This is a genomic window from Streptosporangium sp. NPDC001681, assembly GCF_040298085.1.
Classification (GTDB): domain Bacteria; phylum Actinomycetota; class Actinomycetes; order Streptosporangiales; family Streptosporangiaceae; genus Streptosporangium.
The window spans coordinates 11986-27129 of sequence record NZ_JBEOZN010000130.1 but is presented as its reverse complement, the minus strand read 5'-3'; the positions used below and the strand labels follow the sequence as shown (position 1 = coordinate 27129).

16 protein-coding genes are annotated in these 15144 nt (G+C 68.5%); 8 read left to right on the top strand and 8 right to left on the bottom strand.

What is annotated here, in order from left to right; genetic code table 11:
* The first annotated feature begins 127 nt into the window (after positions 1-127).
* The gene (locus tag ABT130_RS38630) at positions 128-1114 is read left to right on the top strand and encodes a carbohydrate kinase family protein (protein ID WP_350930301.1); all 987 of its coding nucleotides are present in this window, start codon (positions 128-130) and stop codon (positions 1112-1114) included.
* A 149-nt stretch (positions 1115-1263) separates the two neighbouring features.
* Here ABT130_RS38630 and ABT130_RS38625 read toward each other — a convergent pair whose 3' ends face one another.
* The 3 genes from ABT130_RS38625 to ABT130_RS38615 all read right to left on the bottom strand — a co-directional run bounded on the left by ABT130_RS38625 (position 1264) and on the right by ABT130_RS38615 (position 3179).
* Positions 1264-1659 carry a CBS domain-containing protein gene (locus ABT130_RS38625; protein WP_350964180.1) on the bottom strand — a complete coding sequence of 132 codons (396 nt, stop codon included), beginning with the start codon at positions 1657-1659 and terminating at the stop codon, positions 1264-1266.
* Between the two features lie 88 nt (positions 1660-1747).
* Entirely contained in the window at positions 1748-2017 is a 270-nt protein-coding gene (locus ABT130_RS38620) for a sulfurtransferase TusA family protein (RefSeq protein ID WP_037970066.1), read from the bottom strand.
* A 25-nt stretch (positions 2018-2042) separates the two neighbouring features.
* Positions 2043-3179: a cysteine desulfurase family protein gene (locus tag ABT130_RS38615; protein ID WP_350930303.1), complete on the bottom strand. Its 1137-nt coding sequence runs from the start codon at positions 3177-3179 to the stop codon at positions 2043-2045.
* Positions 3180-3347: 168 nt separating this feature from the next.
* On the opposite strand from ABT130_RS38615, the gene ctaC reads away from it, so the two are divergent.
* The 4 genes from ctaC to ABT130_RS38595 all read left to right on the top strand — a co-directional run bounded on the left by ctaC (position 3348) and on the right by ABT130_RS38595 (position 7577).
* Positions 3348-4145, top strand: coding sequence for an aa3-type cytochrome oxidase subunit II (gene ctaC, locus ABT130_RS38610; RefSeq protein WP_451936052.1), 798 nt, complete (start codon positions 3348-3350; stop codon positions 4143-4145).
* Between the two features lie 68 nt (positions 4146-4213).
* Positions 4214-5803 (top strand): aa3-type cytochrome oxidase subunit I, encoded by a 1590-nt coding sequence (gene ctaD, locus ABT130_RS38605; RefSeq protein ID WP_350930305.1) that lies wholly within the window; start codon positions 4214-4216, stop codon positions 5801-5803.
* A complete protein-coding gene (locus ABT130_RS38600) occupies positions 5800-6195 on the top strand; it encodes a cytochrome c oxidase subunit 4 (RefSeq protein ID WP_350964174.1) in 396 nt (131 codons plus the stop codon). The genes ctaD and ABT130_RS38600 overlap by 4 nt, the downstream gene beginning before the upstream one ends.
* A 155-nt stretch (positions 6196-6350) precedes the next feature.
* Positions 6351-7577, top strand: a complete 1227-nt coding sequence (locus tag ABT130_RS38595; RefSeq protein ID WP_350964171.1) for a L,D-transpeptidase — start codon at positions 6351-6353, stop codon at positions 7575-7577.
* A 168-nt stretch (positions 7578-7745) separates the two neighbouring features.
* Here ABT130_RS38595 and qcrB read toward each other — a convergent pair whose 3' ends face one another.
* Genes qcrB through ctaE form a run of 4 tightly spaced genes read right to left on the bottom strand, consistent with a single transcriptional unit; the run spans position 7746 to position 11983 of the window.
* Entirely contained in the window at positions 7746-9392 is a 1647-nt protein-coding gene (gene qcrB, locus ABT130_RS38590) for a cytochrome bc1 complex cytochrome b subunit (protein ID WP_350964168.1), read from the bottom strand.
* On the bottom strand, positions 9389-10513 hold the full coding sequence (gene qcrA, locus ABT130_RS38585; RefSeq protein WP_350930309.1) for a cytochrome bc1 complex Rieske iron-sulfur subunit: 1125 nt from the start codon (positions 10511-10513) through the stop codon (positions 9389-9391). Before qcrA ends, qcrB begins: the two co-directional genes overlap by 4 nt.
* Positions 10510-11349: a cytochrome bc1 complex diheme cytochrome c subunit gene (qcrC, locus tag ABT130_RS38580; RefSeq protein WP_350964165.1), complete on the bottom strand. Its 840-nt coding sequence runs from the start codon at positions 11347-11349 to the stop codon at positions 10510-10512. The genes qcrA and qcrC overlap by 4 nt, the downstream gene beginning before the upstream one ends.
* 16 nt (positions 11350-11365) lie before the next feature.
* Positions 11366-11983 carry an aa3-type cytochrome oxidase subunit III gene (gene ctaE / locus ABT130_RS38575; protein ID WP_350964163.1) on the bottom strand — a complete coding sequence of 206 codons (618 nt, stop codon included), beginning with the start codon at positions 11981-11983 and terminating at the stop codon, positions 11366-11368.
* Positions 11984-12178: 195 nt separating this feature from the next.
* Here ctaE and ABT130_RS38570 point away from each other — a divergent pair, with 195 nt between their 5' ends.
* From ABT130_RS38570 to ABT130_RS38560, 3 genes are all read left to right on the top strand, one after another.
* Positions 12179-12577, top strand: a complete 399-nt coding sequence (locus ABT130_RS38570; protein ID WP_350930325.1) for a DNA-binding transcriptional response regulator — start codon at positions 12179-12181, stop codon at positions 12575-12577.
* A gap of 18 nt (positions 12578-12595) precedes the next feature.
* Positions 12596-13642: an anthranilate phosphoribosyltransferase gene (trpD, locus tag ABT130_RS38565; protein ID WP_350964161.1), complete on the top strand. Its 1047-nt coding sequence runs from the start codon at positions 12596-12598 to the stop codon at positions 13640-13642.
* A gap of 319 nt (positions 13643-13961) precedes the next feature.
* The gene (locus tag ABT130_RS38560) at positions 13962-14891 is read left to right on the top strand and encodes a sensor histidine kinase (RefSeq protein WP_350964158.1); all 930 of its coding nucleotides are present in this window, start codon (positions 13962-13964) and stop codon (positions 14889-14891) included.
* Here the strand turns inward: ABT130_RS38560 and ABT130_RS38555 are convergent.
* Positions 14834-15121, bottom strand: coding sequence for an Lrp/AsnC family transcriptional regulator (locus tag ABT130_RS38555; RefSeq protein ID WP_030910213.1), 288 nt, complete (start codon positions 15119-15121; stop codon positions 14834-14836). The genes ABT130_RS38560 and ABT130_RS38555 overlap by 58 nt on opposite strands.
* Between the last annotated feature and the right edge of the window lie 23 nt (positions 15122-15144).

Genomic DNA, 15144 nt, shown 5'->3' with positions numbered 1-15144 from the left:
TCTTCCTATCCCCGGGGGGGCAATTCCCCCCCCGCGCGGGGCCTTCGCGCGCCCACAAGGTCGCGTATTCTTGCGTGGCTCGATCGCCCACGTTCCCAGAGATGCTGACAACGAGGAGAAGAACCCCGTGCGCATCGCCGTCACCGGCTCAATCGCGACAGATCACCTGATGACCTTCCCGGGCCGCTTCGGCGACCAGCTCATCGCCGATCAGCTCCACCGGATTTCCCTGTCGTTTCTCGTGGACGACCTGCAGATCCGCCGCGGCGGCTGCGCGGCCAACATCGCCTTCGGCATGGGTTGCCTGGGTCTTCGGCCCGTCCTGGTCGGCGCGGTCGGCGCGGACTTCGCCGACTACCGCTCCTGGCTGGAGCGTCACGGCGTCGACTGCGACTCCGTCCACGTCTCGGAGCTGCACCACACCGCCCGCTTCCTGTGCACGACCGACGACGACCACAACCAGATCGCGTCGTTCTACACCGGTGCGATGGCCGAGGCCCGTCTCATCGAGCTGGGCCCGATCAGCCAGCGGCTCGGTGGCCTGGACCTGGTGCTGATCAGCCCCAACGACCCCGAGGCGATGCTCAGGCACACCGCCGAGGCGCGCCAGCGCGCGATCCCGTTCGCCGCCGACCCCTCCCAGCAGCTCGCGCGGATGCCCGGCGAGGAGATCCGCGAACTGGTCGACGGCGCCGCCTATCTGTTCGGCAACGACTACGAGAAGGGCATGATCGAGCAGAAGACCGGCTGGACCGACGAGGAGATCCTCGACCGGGTCGGCGTCCGGGTCACCACGCTCGGCCCCAAGGGCGTCGTCATCGACCGCAAGGACGAGCCGCCGCTGCACGTCCCCCCGGCGCCCGAGCTCGGCAAGGCGGACCCCACAGGCGTGGGAGACGCCTTCAGGTCCGGTTTCCTGGCGGCGCTGGCCTGGGACCTGTCCCTGGAGCGCTGCGGCCAGGTCGGCAACCTCACCGCCACCCACGTGCTGGAGCGCGTCGGCGGCCAGGAGTACGAACTCGGCCAGAAGATCTTCCTGGAGCGCTTCGCCGACGCCTACGGCACCGACGCGGCGGCCGAGGTGGCCGGCTTCGTGAAGTGCCACCACGCCTGAGCCGCCGCTCGGACAGCGGCCGGCCGGCGCCGGGCACCGCCGGGATCACCGGTGGCCCGGACCACCGCTGGACCGGCGGCTGAGCCACGCCCGGCTGAGATCACCCGACATCGGGCACTCAGCCGGGCGGGATGCCGTCCTGGAAGGTGTCAGGCGCTCGCGTAGACGCGGTGCACGAACTCGGCGAGCTTGTTGTCGGGCAGGTGCCTGGCCAGGTCGGCCTCGCTGATCATGCCGATGATGCGGCCGTCCTCGATCACCGGCAGCCGCCGTATCTGGTTCTGTTCCATCTTGGCCAGCGTCTCGTCGACGCTGGCGTCCGACGACACCCAGACCAGGCCGGTCGCCAGCTCACCGGCGGTGACCTTGGACGGGTCCATGCCATGGGCCACGCACTTGACCACGATGTCGCGGTCGGTGATGATCCCCTTCAGCCGGTCGTCGCTGCCGCAGATGGGTAGCGCGCCCACGTTCATGTCGCGCATCATCTGTGCGGCCCGGTCGAGCGTCTCGTGTGCCTCCACGCACCGGACCCCGGCATTCATCAGACTCCTGGCGGTCTCGCCGCTCATAATGTCCCCCCGAACCGTTTGATGGATTTTCGGGGAGGGTCATACCCAGTTTCAGGACAAGTCAGTAGTTGCGGCGCACGTGGATGGACCAGCCGCGCTCGGGGAGCTCGTAGCTGGCCACGTGGTGGTGCGACTTCAACCGGCACCAGGCCGGGATGTCGGTGAAGGCGGCGGGATCGTCGGCCAGGACCGCGACGATCGCGTTGAGCGGCACGTAGTTGATCTGCTCGGCCAGCATGATGATGGGAATCGGGCACTTCTTGCCCAGCGCGTCGATGGTCAGTGCCGGGCTCTGGGCCGATCCCGCCGGGTTGGCCTGGCTGGACGTCATGGAGTCTTCACTTCCCAAGTGTTGATCACAGTTTAACCCCCGCCTCCTCGCGGATCCTGCGTACCGTGCCGGGCAGAACGGCGAGGAAACGGTCGACATCCGCCGCCGAGGTGCCCCTGGGCAGCGACACCCGCACGTTCCCGTGGGTGAGCACGCCCATGGCCTCCAGAACATGTGATGGACGAAGCGTACTCGCCGTGCAGGAACTGCCGGACGATACCGAGAATCCGGCCTTGTCGAGTTCGGTGAGCAGTGCCTCACCTTCCACGTAAAGACACGAAAAGGTGACGATGTGCGGCGCCCGCACGACCGGATCGCCGATGACCTCGACATCGGGGACCAGCCGGGGCACCTCGCTCCTGACGCGGTCCACGAGCGCGGAGAGCCTGGCCGACTCCACGGCAGACTCGGCCACCGTGGCACGCAGCGCGGCGGCCGCCGCGACGATCGCCGGCACGTTCTCGAAACCGGGGACCCTGCGGCGCTCGCGGTCGTCCTCGGGCAGCGGGCTGCGCCACCGGGTGCCCTTGCGGACCACCAGCACGCCGACCCCCGCCGGGCCGCCCCACTTGTGCGCGCTCGCGGCCAGCACCGACCAGCCGCCGGGCAGCGGCATCCGGCCCGCGGTCTGGGCGGCGTCCACCAGCAGCGGCACCCCCGCCTCGGCGCACGCCGCCGCCACCTCGGCGACCGGCTGGACGGTCCCGACCTCGTGGTTGGCGCTCTGCAGGCAGGCCAGGGCGGTGCCCTCGGCGAGAACCGCCTCACGGAAGGCGCCGATCTCGACGGCGCCGGTGATCCCGACGCCGACCGTTTCGACCGAGCCGCCGTCGCGCTCGTGGATGCCGGCCGCGTGCAGCACGCTGGAGTGCTCCACGGCCGAGGTCACCAGGCGGCGGCCGCTCCTGCGGCGCCCGTGCAGGGTGCCGAGCACGCCCAGGTGCACCGCCTGGGTGCCCGACGAGGTGAACGAGACCTCGTCGGCTCTGGCGCCCAGGGCCTCGGCGACCTCGGTCCTCGCCTGTTCCAGTAACATCCTTGCCCGGCGAGCGGAACCGTACAGCCTCGCGGGGTCGGCCCAGCCGACGTCGAGGGCCGCGATGAGAGCCTCCCGAGCCTGGGGGTGCAGCGGCTCAGTGGAGGCCGCGTCGAAGTACGCCACGCTCCAATCGTCGCACCACGCGCGGTGCGGGCGGGGGCTGCGCGGGGGGGCGACGGTTGTCCGCGCTAATGTGTCCCCCAGCGTGAAGCTGTGAACTACAAATCTTGAACGTGAACAAACGACCGCCCAGGAGCGACTCCTGGGCTTCATCTGTGGGGTAGGCGATCCGTGAGTCCGACCCGCCGTTCCGCACGGCGTCCGTTGGCCCGCCGCCGGGTGCCACGCGCTGCCGCTCTGGCGCTGCTGCTGGTTTCCCTGACGGCGTGCAGTGCCGAAGAATGGTCCCGAGGCGGCCTGCCCGTGGGCGTCACCAAGCAGTCCGAATCCGTCCAGAGTCTGTGGAACGGATCGTGGATCGCCGCCCTCGCCACCGGTGTGGTCGTGTGGGGTCTGATCCTCTGGTCCGTCGCCTTCCACCGTAAGAAGAAGAACTCCAAGGAGGAGCTGCCGCCTCAGGTGCGGTACAACCTGCCGATCGAGATCCTCTACACGGTGGTGCCGATCATCATGGTCGGCGTGTTCTTCTTCTTCACCGCGCGGGACCAGAACTACATCAACACCCTGTCCGGCAAGCCCGACGTGAAGGTCAAGGTAGAGGGCTTCCAGTGGAGCTGGCGCTTCACGACGGAGTACAACGGCAAGACCGTCCAGGTCGTGGGCCTGCCCGCGGCCGACTACACCAAGGGCCCCGAGCTGAAGCTGCCGGTGGGGAAGAACATCGAGTTCGACCTCCACTCGCCGGACGTCATCCACTCCTTCTGGGTCCCGGCGTTCCACTTCAAGCGCGACGTGATCCCGGGTGTGACCAACAAGTTCGAGATCCAGACGCTGAACAAGGAAGGCGTCTACGCCGGCCGCTGCGCCGAGCTCTGCGGTGTGGACCACAGCCGGATGCTCTTCTCGGTGAAGCTCGTGTCCCAGGCCGAGTTCGACCAGTACATCGCTAGCCAGGCGGGTGCCCAGTGACCGCGCATAACCCAGCAGTCCCCCTTCCCCCGGCGCCGGCCCGTAAGGGATCGGTCGTCGTCAAGTGGATGACGTCCACCGATCACAAGATCATCGGACATCTCTACCTGATCACCTCGTTCGTCTTCTTCCTGATCGGCGGCGTCATGGCGCTGATCATGCGGGCGGAGCTGGCCCAGCCGGGCCTCCAGCTGACCACGAACGAGCAGTTCAACCAGCTGTTCACCATGCACGGCACCGTCATGCTGCTGATGTTCGCGACCCCGCTGTTCGCCGGGTTCGCCAACGAGCTCATGCCGCTGCAGATCGGCGCGCCCGACGTCGCCTTCCCGCGGCTGAACATGGTCAGCTACTGGCTCTTCACCTTCGGCAGCACCATCGCCCTGTCGGGCTTCCTCACCCCGGGCGGCGCGGCCAGCTTCGGCTGGTTCGCCTACACCCCGCTGTCGAACGCGATCAGCTCCCCGGGCATCGGCGGCGACCTGTGGATCGTCGGCCTGACCATCAGCGGTCTGGGCACGATCCTCGGCTCTGTGAACTTCATCACCACGATCGTGTGCATGCGCGCGCCCGGCATGACCATGTTCCGCCTGCCGATGTTCACCTGGAACGTGCTGCTCACCTCGATCCTGGTGCTGATGGCCTTCCCGGTGCTGGCCGCCGCGCTGCTGGCGCTGGAGTCCGACCGCAAGCTCGGCACGCACATCTTCGACCCCGCCACCGGCGGGGCGCTGCTCTGGCAGCACCTGTTCTGGTTCTTCGGCCATCCCGAGGTCTACATCATCGCGCTGCCGTTCTTCGGCATCGTGACCGAGATCCTGCCCGTCTTCAGCCGCAAGCCGCTGTTCGGCTACATCGGCCTGGTGGGCGCGACCATCGCCATCGCGGGTCTGTCGATCACGGTCTGGGCGCACCACATGTTCGCCACCGGCCAGGTGCTGCTGCCGTTCTTCTCCTTCATGACGTTCCTCATCGCGGTGCCCACCGGGGTGAAGTTCTTCAACTGGATCGGCACCATGTGGCGCGGCCACCTGTCGTTCGAGTCGCCGATGCTGTTCTCGATCGGCTTCCTGGTGACCTTCCTGTTCGGCGGTCTGACCGGTGTCATCCTGGCCTCCCCGCCGCTGGACTTCCAGGTGTCCGACTCCTACTTCGTGGTGGCGCACTTCCACTACGTGGTCTTCGGCACCGTGGTGTTCGCGATGTTCGCCGGCTTCTACTTCTGGTGGCCCAAGTTCACCGGCAAGATGCTGAACGACAGGCTGGGCAAGATCCACTTCTGGACGCTGTTCGTCGGCTTCCACGCGACCTTCCTGGTCCAGCACTGGCTGGGCGCGCAGGGCTTCCCGCGCCGCTACGCCGACTACAGCCCGATCGACGGGTTCACCGACCTCAACATGGTCTCCTCGGTGGGCGCGTTCCTGCTGGGCGCCTCCACGCTGCCGTTCCTCTACAACGTGTGGAAGACCCACAAGACCGCGCCGCAGGTCACCGTGGACGACCCGTGGGGCTACGGCAACTCCCTCGAATGGGCGACGTCCTGCCCGCCGCCGAGGCACAACTTCATCTCGCTGCCTCGCATCCGGTCCGAACGCCCGGCGTTCGACCTCAAGTACCCGCACACCCCGGCCCCCCGTGAGCTGGAGGAGGTCCGATGAAGGTCCAGGGCTGGTTGTTCATCCTCTGCGGCGTCTTCTTCGCCGCCGTGGACGTCGTCTACTGGTACTGGTCGAGGGAGCCGGTCGGCACGACGGCGATGGCCATCTCGGTGGGCTTCGCGCTCATGATCGGCTACTACCTGATGTACACGGCCCGCCGCATCGGCGATCAGCCGGAGGACAACAAGCAGGGCGAGATCAGCGACGGTGCCGGAGAGCTCGGCTTCTTCAGCCCGCACAGCTGGTGGCCGCTCTTCGTCTGCCTGGCCGTCTCGCTCGCCGGGGTCGGCCTGGTCATCGGCTGGTGGCTGTTCCTGATCGGCGTGTTCGCGATCATCATGAGCATGATCGGTTTCGTTTTCGAGTACTACCGGGGCAACTTCTCGCACTGACCCCGCGTCCCACCGCGAAAAGCGGGCCACGGAAAAACTTCCGTGGCCCGCTTTTTGGCGTTTATTTGGGGCTCAGGGTGGATGTCTTATGTGGTGGACCGCTTACTCCGGGTAATAACTGAATCAGTGGTTCAGTCCGGGACAGGGGAGTTCATGTGGGGCACGCGATCCGTGGTTCGAGCCAGGGAGCGGGACTGCTGGCCCTCGTGCTGGTGACGACCTCCTGCTCGACAAGCACAGCCGTACGCCAGGACCAGGCGCCGCAGGCGTCCCAGCAGGCGGAGTCCGCCGCCGTGGTCACCGTGGCACCGTTCAAGGGGGCCAGGGGAGTGCCCACGGACACTCCGGTCCTGGTCGCGGCGCAGGGCGGCACCCTGAAGTCGGTCACCGTCAGGGCCGTGAAGGGCGCCAAAGGCTCTCTGCCGGGCGTTCTCAGCGCCGACGGCACACAGTGGCGCAGTCGTGGTACGGCGGCTCCAGGAGCCTCCTACGAGGTCTCGGTGACGGCGGTCAATCCGGCGGGCGCCGTCACCCAGACGACCTCGTCCTTCTCCACGGTGAAGAGCCGCGAGACCTTCGCGATCGAGAGCCTCATGCCGGACCGGGACATGACCGGTCTGACCGTCGGCGTCGGCATGCCGGTGATGATCACCTTCGACCACCCCGTCACCGACCGCGTCTCCGTCGAGCGCAACCTGTTCGTCCGTACCTCCAGGCCGGTCCTGGGGGCGTGGCACTGGTTCGACGACCGCAACGTGCACTTCCGCCCGAAGAACTTCTGGCCCTCAGGCACCAAGGTCAGGGTCGAGGCCCGGCTGGCCGGGGTGCGTGGCGGCGCCGGCCTGTACGGCGCGGCGAACCGGACGGTCAACTTCAAGGTCGGCCGCGCGCAGATCACCCGGGGCAGCATTCCCTCCCACCACCTCACGGTGCGGCGCAACGGCAAAATCGTCAGGGAGATCCCGATGAGCGCGGGCCAGGGCGGCGTCTGGAAGTACCACACGACCAGCGGCGTGCACCTGGCGATGTCCAGGGAGAACGTCACGGTGATGACCTCTCCGGGCATCGGGCCCGGCTCGGCCGGCTACTACCAGCTGACCGTCTACGACACGGTCCGCATCTCCAACAGCGGCGAGTACATCCACAGCGCCCCGTGGTCGGTCGGCTCCCAGGGCTACTCCAACGTCAGCCACGGCTGCGTCAACGTCAGCCCGAGCAACGCCAAGTGGTTCCTCGACAACACCCTGATCGGGGATCCGATCATCATCACCGGCTCGCCCCGCGTCCTGGAGCCCACCAACGGCTGGGGGCACTGGCAGGAGAGCTGGCGGGAATGGCTCAAGTGGAGCAGCCTCAAGCACTTCACCACCGACGACGTCTGAGGCCGCGCCCCCGCCTGACCGGAGGTGCCCGCGGAGGCCCCTGAAGGGGGCTCAGGGGGCCTTCCGGGTCCCCCGGCGGGGGGGAACGTCGGGAAAAGGGTGGAAAGACGTCGAGGCCCGGACACCGTGCGGTGTCCGGGCCTCTCGTGTGGCGTCAGCCGTGGCGGATCAGTGGGTCAGGGACTTGTCGTCTCCACCCTGGCCGACCGCGGTGTGCTCCTCGTGGCCCTCACCGTGACCGTGGCCGTCGTCGAGCGGGATCTTCTCGCCGCCGTAGGCCGCGCTCATCTTGGTGCGGAGCTTGCCGAGCGGACCGCGCATCGCCCTGGACGGGATGCCGTCGTCGTCTCCACCGCCGCCCCCGGTGAGGACCGGGACCGGCTCCTTGCCCCGCATGTGGGCCTCGACGGCCTCGTTGGGCGGGACGTGCACCTCGATGTACTCGCCGTGCGGCAGTCGCTTGATCACACCGGACTCCACGCCGTGGCCGATGACGGCCGCGTCGGCGCGCTGCAGGCCCAGGCAGATCCGGTAGGTGACGTAGTAGGCGATCGCCGGACCGACGAAGATCAGAACCCGGCCGACGTAGGTCGTCCAGTTCAGCGACACCTGGAAGAACGCGGCGATCTCGTCGTTGGCGCCGAGCAGCCACAGGACCCCGTAGAAGGTCATCGCGGAGATGCCGATCGAGGTGCGGTGCGGGTTGTTGCGGGGACGGTCCGCGACGTGGTGCTCGCGGCGGTCTCCGGTGACCCACTGCTCGATGAACGGATACAGCGCCAGTCCCGTCATGATGATGCCCATCGGCACCAGTGCCGGGATCAGCACGCTCATCGGCAGCGTGAAGCCCAGGACGTTGATCTCCCAGGCGGGCATCAGACGGAGCGAACCCTCGAGGAAGCCCATGTAGAAGTCGGGCTGAGAGCCCGCCGAGATGTCGGCCGGAGTGTAGGGACCGTACAGCCAGATCGGGTTGATCTGGGCGAAGGTGCCCAGCAGCGCGATGACGCCGAAGGTGAACATGAAGTAGGCGCCGGCCTTGACCATGAAGGCCGGGTAGAACGGCGCGCCCACCACGTTCTCGTTGGTGCGGCCCTTGCCCGGCATCTGCGTGTGCTTCTGGACCCACATCAGGATCATGTGAGCCGAGATGAGTGCCAGCAGGATGCCCGGGATGAGCAGGATGTGCAGCGAGTAGAACCGGGAGACGATGTCCACGCCGGGGTACTCGCCGCCGAAGAGGAAGAAGGTGATCCAGGTGCCGACCAGCGGCAGCGAGATCGCCACACCCTCGGTGATCCGCAGACCGGCGCCGGAGAGCAGGTCGTCGGGGAGGGAGTAGCCGGTCAGTCCCGCGGCCAGGGCCAGCGTCAGCAGCAGCACGCCGATCAGCCAGTTCAGCTCGCGCGGCTTGCGGTAGGCGCCGGTGAAGAACACCCGCAGCGCGTGCACCATCATGCCGCCGATGAACAGCAGGGCGGCCCAGTGGTGCATCTGGCGCATCAGCAGGCCGCCGCGCACGTCGAAGCTGATCGCCAGCGACGACGCGTACGCCTCGGACATCATGACGCCCTGCAGCGGGCCGTACGAGCCGGTGTACTCCACGTGGCCCATGCTGGGCTTGAAGAAGAACGTCAGGAACGTGCCGGTCAGCAGCAGGACGATGAACGAGTAGAGCGCGATCTCACCGAGCAGGAACGACCAGTGGTCGGGGAAGATCTTCCGCAGGTTCCGCCGCAGGAAGTTTCCCGCTCCGATGCGGTCGTCGACGAAGCCGCTCGCGCCCGCGATGGGCTGGGGAACGGGGGTGCTCATGATTGGGCTCCCTTCTGGGCCTCGGCCTCACGGAACTCGGCCTCGGCGTCGCCACGTTCCCAGAAGCTGGGCCCGACGGGGACGGGGAAGTCCGCCGTCGCCACCAGGTATCCCTCTTCGTCCACGGCGATCGGCAGCTGGGGAAGAGGCCGGGCCGCCGGACCGAAGATGACCTTGGCGCCGTCGGCGGCGTCGAAGGTCGACTGGTGACACGGGCACAGGATGTGGTGCGTGGTCTGCTCGTACAGGGCCGCAGGGCAGCCGACGTGCGTGCAGATCTTGGAGTACGCCACGATCCCGTCGTGGGTCCAGTTCAGGTTCGTCCCGGACTTGAGCTCTTCGGGGCGGAACTTGATCAGGATCAGGGTGGCCTTGGCCAGTGCGTTCAGGTCGTGCTCGTATCCCTCGGGCACCACGGAGAGGATGCCGCCGGGGGAGTTGAAGTCGGCCGCCCGGATGGGTGATCCGCTTCCCTCGACGAGGAGCTTGCGGTTCTTGCCGTCCTTGGTCTTCTCTCCCCAGACGGTGTGCCGCAGTTTGGCGGGGAAGTCCTTGTAGCTCGGGCCGAGGTCGCGCAGCAGGACCAGCGGGGCCAGGCCGAGCGGGGCGGCGGCGATCAGCAGGGTGCGGCGCAGCAGCGGGCGCTTGGTGATGCCGCTCTCGGCCGCGCCCTGCATGAAGGTCTCACCGACGTAGGACCGGGTCTCGGTGTCGGAGGCCATCGGGTGGCGCTCCTGGACCAGGTTGTACTTGGGCATGACCAGGCGGACCCAGGTCACCATGCCCGCGGCCAGCCCGAGCAGGGCCAGCGTGAGCGTGCCGCCCAGCGCGAGGTTGGAGACCTGCGTCTTCTCGATGTCGCCGACCTGGAAGACCACGTACGACACCACGAAGCCGATGCCGGCCAGGAAGGCGACGAGGAAGCAGAGGGCGGCGTACTTCTCGCCCTTCTTCGCGGTCGCCTCGTCCTGCGGGGTCACCCCGGGAACCTGGACGACCTCGGTCGACGGGCGCTCCTCGGTGCCGAGCAGGGAGGTGCTCGCCGCGGGTGGGGGGGTGCCGATGACGCGCCTTGGCACGCGTTCCTCCGGCTGTTCGATGCCGTGATTGTTCTCAGTCATTTGGCCTGTCGCCTCTTCGCGGTGATCCAGATGGCGGCCAGGGAGAGGAGGCTGAGTCCGACGACCCAGGCCACCAGACCCTCGGTGACCGGGCCGATGCGGCCCAGACCGGCGCCGCCCGGGTTGGGCTCCTCACGCACGCCCACGATGTAGGCGATCATGTCCCGCTTCTGCTCGGGAGTGATGATGCTGTCGTTGAACACCGGCATCGCCTGGGGGCCGGTGACCATGGCCTCGTAGATCTGCGTCGGGGTGGCCTCGTGGAGCGGCGGAGCGTACTTGCCCTGGGTCAGGGCGCCGCCCGAGCCGACGAAGTTGTGGCACTGGATGCAGTTGGCGCGGAAAAGCTCGCCGCCCTTGGCCTTGTCTCCCATGGCGGGGTCGACCTGATCCTTGCCCGGGATGGCCGGACCGCCGCCTAGCGACTGGATGTAGGCGGCGAGCTGGTCGACGGCCTCGTAGGTGCCGTCGGGGCGCTTGGTCTTGGCGACCCACGGCGGCGGGGGCTTGCGCGGTGCCTGCGCGCCGGGGTTGGCCAGGGGCATGCGGCCGCTGCTGACCTGGAAGTCCACCGAGGCGGCGCCGACGCCGATCAGGGTCGGACCCTGGGCGGTGCCCTCGGCGTTGAGCCCGTGGCAGCTGGAGCAGCTCTGCTCGAAGAGTTTCTTGCCCTCGGCCACGTCGTCGGCCCTGCCGGACGCGATGGCGGCGTCGGCCTGACTGCTGGAGGAGACCGTCAGGGCAACGGTGTAGACCCCGCCGATCAGGGCCAGGGCCAGGAGCAGGACGGCGTATCTCGCGAGGGGATGCCGCCGCCCAGCGGTGATCCTATTCACAGAGATCCCCGATTCCTTATTGAATTCCATAGATGGTTACGAAAAGGCCGATCCAGACCACGTCGACGAAGTGCCAGTAGTAGGACACGACGATCGCGCTGGTCGCCTGCTCACGGGTGAAGCGCTTCGCGGCGTACGTGCGTCCCAGCATGAAGAGGAACGCGATCAGTCCACCGGTCACGTGGAGGCCGTGAAAGCCCGTGGTCAGGTAGAACACCGAGTCGTACGCGCTGTGCGACAGGGTGTGTCCTTCGTGGACCAGCTCGTTGTACTCGTACAGCTGGCCGGCCACGAACACGGAGCCCATCAGGAAGCTGACGATGTACCAGAAACGCAGCTTGGCGACCTGGCCCTTCTCAGCCGCCCACACGCCCAGCTGGCAGGTCACACTCGACAGGACCAGGATGATCGTGTTGCCCAGGGCGAAGGGGACGTTCAGGTGGGCCTCCGGCCAGGGCATTTCCTGGCTGAGGCTCACAGACCGGATGGTGAAGTACATCGCGAACAGCGCCGCGAAGAACATGAGCTCGGAGGACAGCCAGACAATCGTCCCGACGCTGACCAGATCGGGTCTGCGGGACGAGTGTGCTGTCGTCGTCGTTGAAATTGCGGATGCTGTCGCCACGGGCAGCATTATTGCGGCTCTCCTGCTCGGGTCGCCGCACGACCCCCCGATAGGGGGTGCATACGCCCCTAAAAAGGGGACGTATGGGGCAATTTGCTCAGCTGTGGCTCCGGCCTGGGTCTCCAGGCCGGCTGACCGGTAGCATCCCAGGTGACCATACATCGACGAGGGATAGTGAGCGCGACCGTGAGCACCGACGACAAGATGAGGGTCCTCGTCTACAGCGACGACGCGAGCACCCGCGAGAAGGTGCGGCAGGCACTCGGCCGCCGCCCCGCCGCCGACGTGCCCCTCGTGGAGATCGTGGAGTGCGCCACCCACGCCAAGGTCGTCCAGCACTTCGACTCCGGTGAGATCGACGTCGCCGTGCTCGACGCCGAGGCCAAGCCCGCAGGGGGCATGGGGGTGGCCCGTCAGGCCAAGGACGAGGTCCACGACTGCCCGCCGATCTGCCTGTTGATCGCCCGTCGCGACGACCGCTGGCTGGCCGAGTGGTCGCGCGCCGAGGCCGTCGTGCCGCAGCCGATCGACCCGGTCGTCCTCGCGGAGACCGTCGCCGACCTGATGCGCCGCCGCCTGTCCACTCGTCTGACCGCCCGGTAAAACCTCCTGGAGAACCGCATGGACGCGCGCACCACCTGGCCGGCGCTGTTGTCCGCCCTGCTCGCGGGCGAGCACCTGACGGCGGACGAGACCGCCTGGGCGATGAACCAGATCATGTCCGGCTCCGCCACGCCCGCCCAGATCGCGGGCTTCGCGGTGGCGCTGCGGGCGAAGGGCGAGACCGTCGCGGAGGTGACCGGCCTGGCGCGCACGATGCTGGAGCTGGCCACCCCGCTGTCGGTCGAGGGGCCCGTCGTCGACGTCGTCGGCACCGGCGGTGACCGGGCGCACACCGTCAACGTCTCCACCATGGCCGCGATCGTGGCCGCCGCGGCGGGGGCCAGGGTCGTCAAGCACGGCAACCGGGCCGCCTCCTCCTCGTGCGGCGCCGCCGACGTCCTGGAACACCTGGGGATCGTGCTCGACCTGTCTCCCGCGGACACCGCCAGGGTCGCGGTGGAGGCCGGCATCGCCTTCTGCTTCGCGCCGGTCTACCACCCGGCACTACGCTTCGCGGGCCCGCCGCGCAAGGAGATCGGCATCCCCACGGTCTTCAACTTCCTGGGACCGCTGACCAACCCGGCCAGGCCCGACGCCCAGGCGATCGGCATCTTCGACGCGGGCATGCTCCCCGTCGTCGCGGGCGTCTTCGCCGAGCGCGGGGTCTCCGCCCTGGTCTTCCGGGGCGACGACGGGCTGGACGAGCTCACCATCGCCACGACCTCCTCGGTCTGGGTGGTGCGCGAGGGTGGCGCCGAGCAGACCGTCTTCGACCCGGCGGTCCTCGACATCCCCAGGGCGGCGCCCGAGGCGTTGCGCGGCGGGGACGTGGCCTTCAACGCCAGGGCCGTGCACGATCTGGTCGGCGGCAAGACCGGCCCGGTCCGCGACGCGGTGCTGCTGAACGCCGCGGCCGCGCTGGTCGCCCTCGACGGTGCCGGCGGCGACCTGAACGCCGCGATGGCCGCGGGCTACGAGCGCGCCATGCGGGCCGTCGACTCCGGTGCCGCCGGGGAGACCCTCGACCGCTGGATCGCGGTCAGCCGGTCGTCGAAGCCGTCCTGAGCCGTACGCGCCGTTTCCTGTGAGCGTGCTTCGGTGAGCGCGCTCCCGAGCGGCCCACGCCTTACGAGATGAGCCTCCTGCCTCGCGGGGGTTCTCGCCTCGTCGCCAGGGGCTCCAGGGTCAGGGCCGTCGTCGTGTGGTCTCCTGGCGGTGTCGCCGGATCTCGCCGGGGGCCGGAAGGCCCTGTCCAGGGAATGGTCCCGGCACCGTCGGGCCGCCCCGGGGCCGTCCCGGGGACGGATGTCTCCGACCCCGGGGGGATGGAAGATCCACCCGAGAGCGGATGTGTCACCTCGGTGTGCCGTTCTAGGTTGCGACCATGTGGCGTGCTGACCCCCTGACCGAGCAGATGGTCCCCATCCTGCTGGCGTGCCTGGTGCTCGGACTGTGTGCGGCCGTCGTGAGCCTGGTGTGGGATCGCAGGCTCCTGCTGCTGAGGCTCAAGTCCGCGGAGGACAGGTTCGCCGGTCAGCAGGAGGAACTGGCCCGCGCCCAGTTCGCCGAGAGGCGGGTGCGCATCGCCCGTGAGCTGAACGACGTGGTCGCGCACGGGATCAGCATGATGACGCTCGGCGTGGGCGCCGGACGGATGATCATGGACAAGGATCCCGAGCGGGCCAGGCGGACCTTGCGGGTGGCCGAGGAGTCGGGGCGTCAGGCGCTCGTCGAGCTCCAGCGCACCCTGTCGCTACTCGATCTCGACGGCTCCTCGGCGGGCAGGACGCCCCAGCCCAGGCTGTCCGACCTGCGGGACCTGTTCACCGAGGTCCGTGCGGCGGGCCTGGGCGTGGACATGGTCGAGGACGGCAGGCCCGCCGAGGTCGCGCTCACCCTCGAACTGGTGGCCTACCGCATCGTCCAGGAGGCGCTCGCCAACACCCTGCGACACGCCGGCGCCCGCTCGGCCCGCGTCACGCTGCGCTGGCGGCCGGGCTTCCTCGACGTGCTGGTACGGGACGACGGCCAGGCCGACCCCGCGGCGACCGCGGGGCACGGCCTGTTCGGCATGCGGGAGCGGGCCGCCCTGTTCGGCGGGACGCTGGCGGCCGGGATCCTGCCCGGAGGGGGGTTCGAGGTGCGGGCGCGGCTGCCCATCTCGGGCGAGGCGGTCCCGGACGCCGCCCGCAAAGGTATGGGGGACGTCACCGACCTCGAACCGACCCGCCCTCGCCTCCGCCCCGCCGGCGCGGGTCAGTCGGACTCGCCGAGGCCGATCGAGAAGGCGGCGTCCAGATCGTGCCGGGAGTAGGCGCGGAAGGCGATGTTGGTCTCGGTGTGCAGCACCCCCGCCACCTTGTTGATCCGGCCGGGGATGACCTCGGCGATCTCCTCGTAGGCGGTGACGCGGACCATGGCCATCAGGTCGTACTCCCCGGTTATGGAGTAGACCTCGCTCACCCCGTCGATCTCGGCGATCGTCTGGGCGACCTCGGGGATCCGGTCCACCTCGGCGTTGATGTGAACGATCGCGGTGACCACGAGCTTCCTCCTCGTTGAGTATT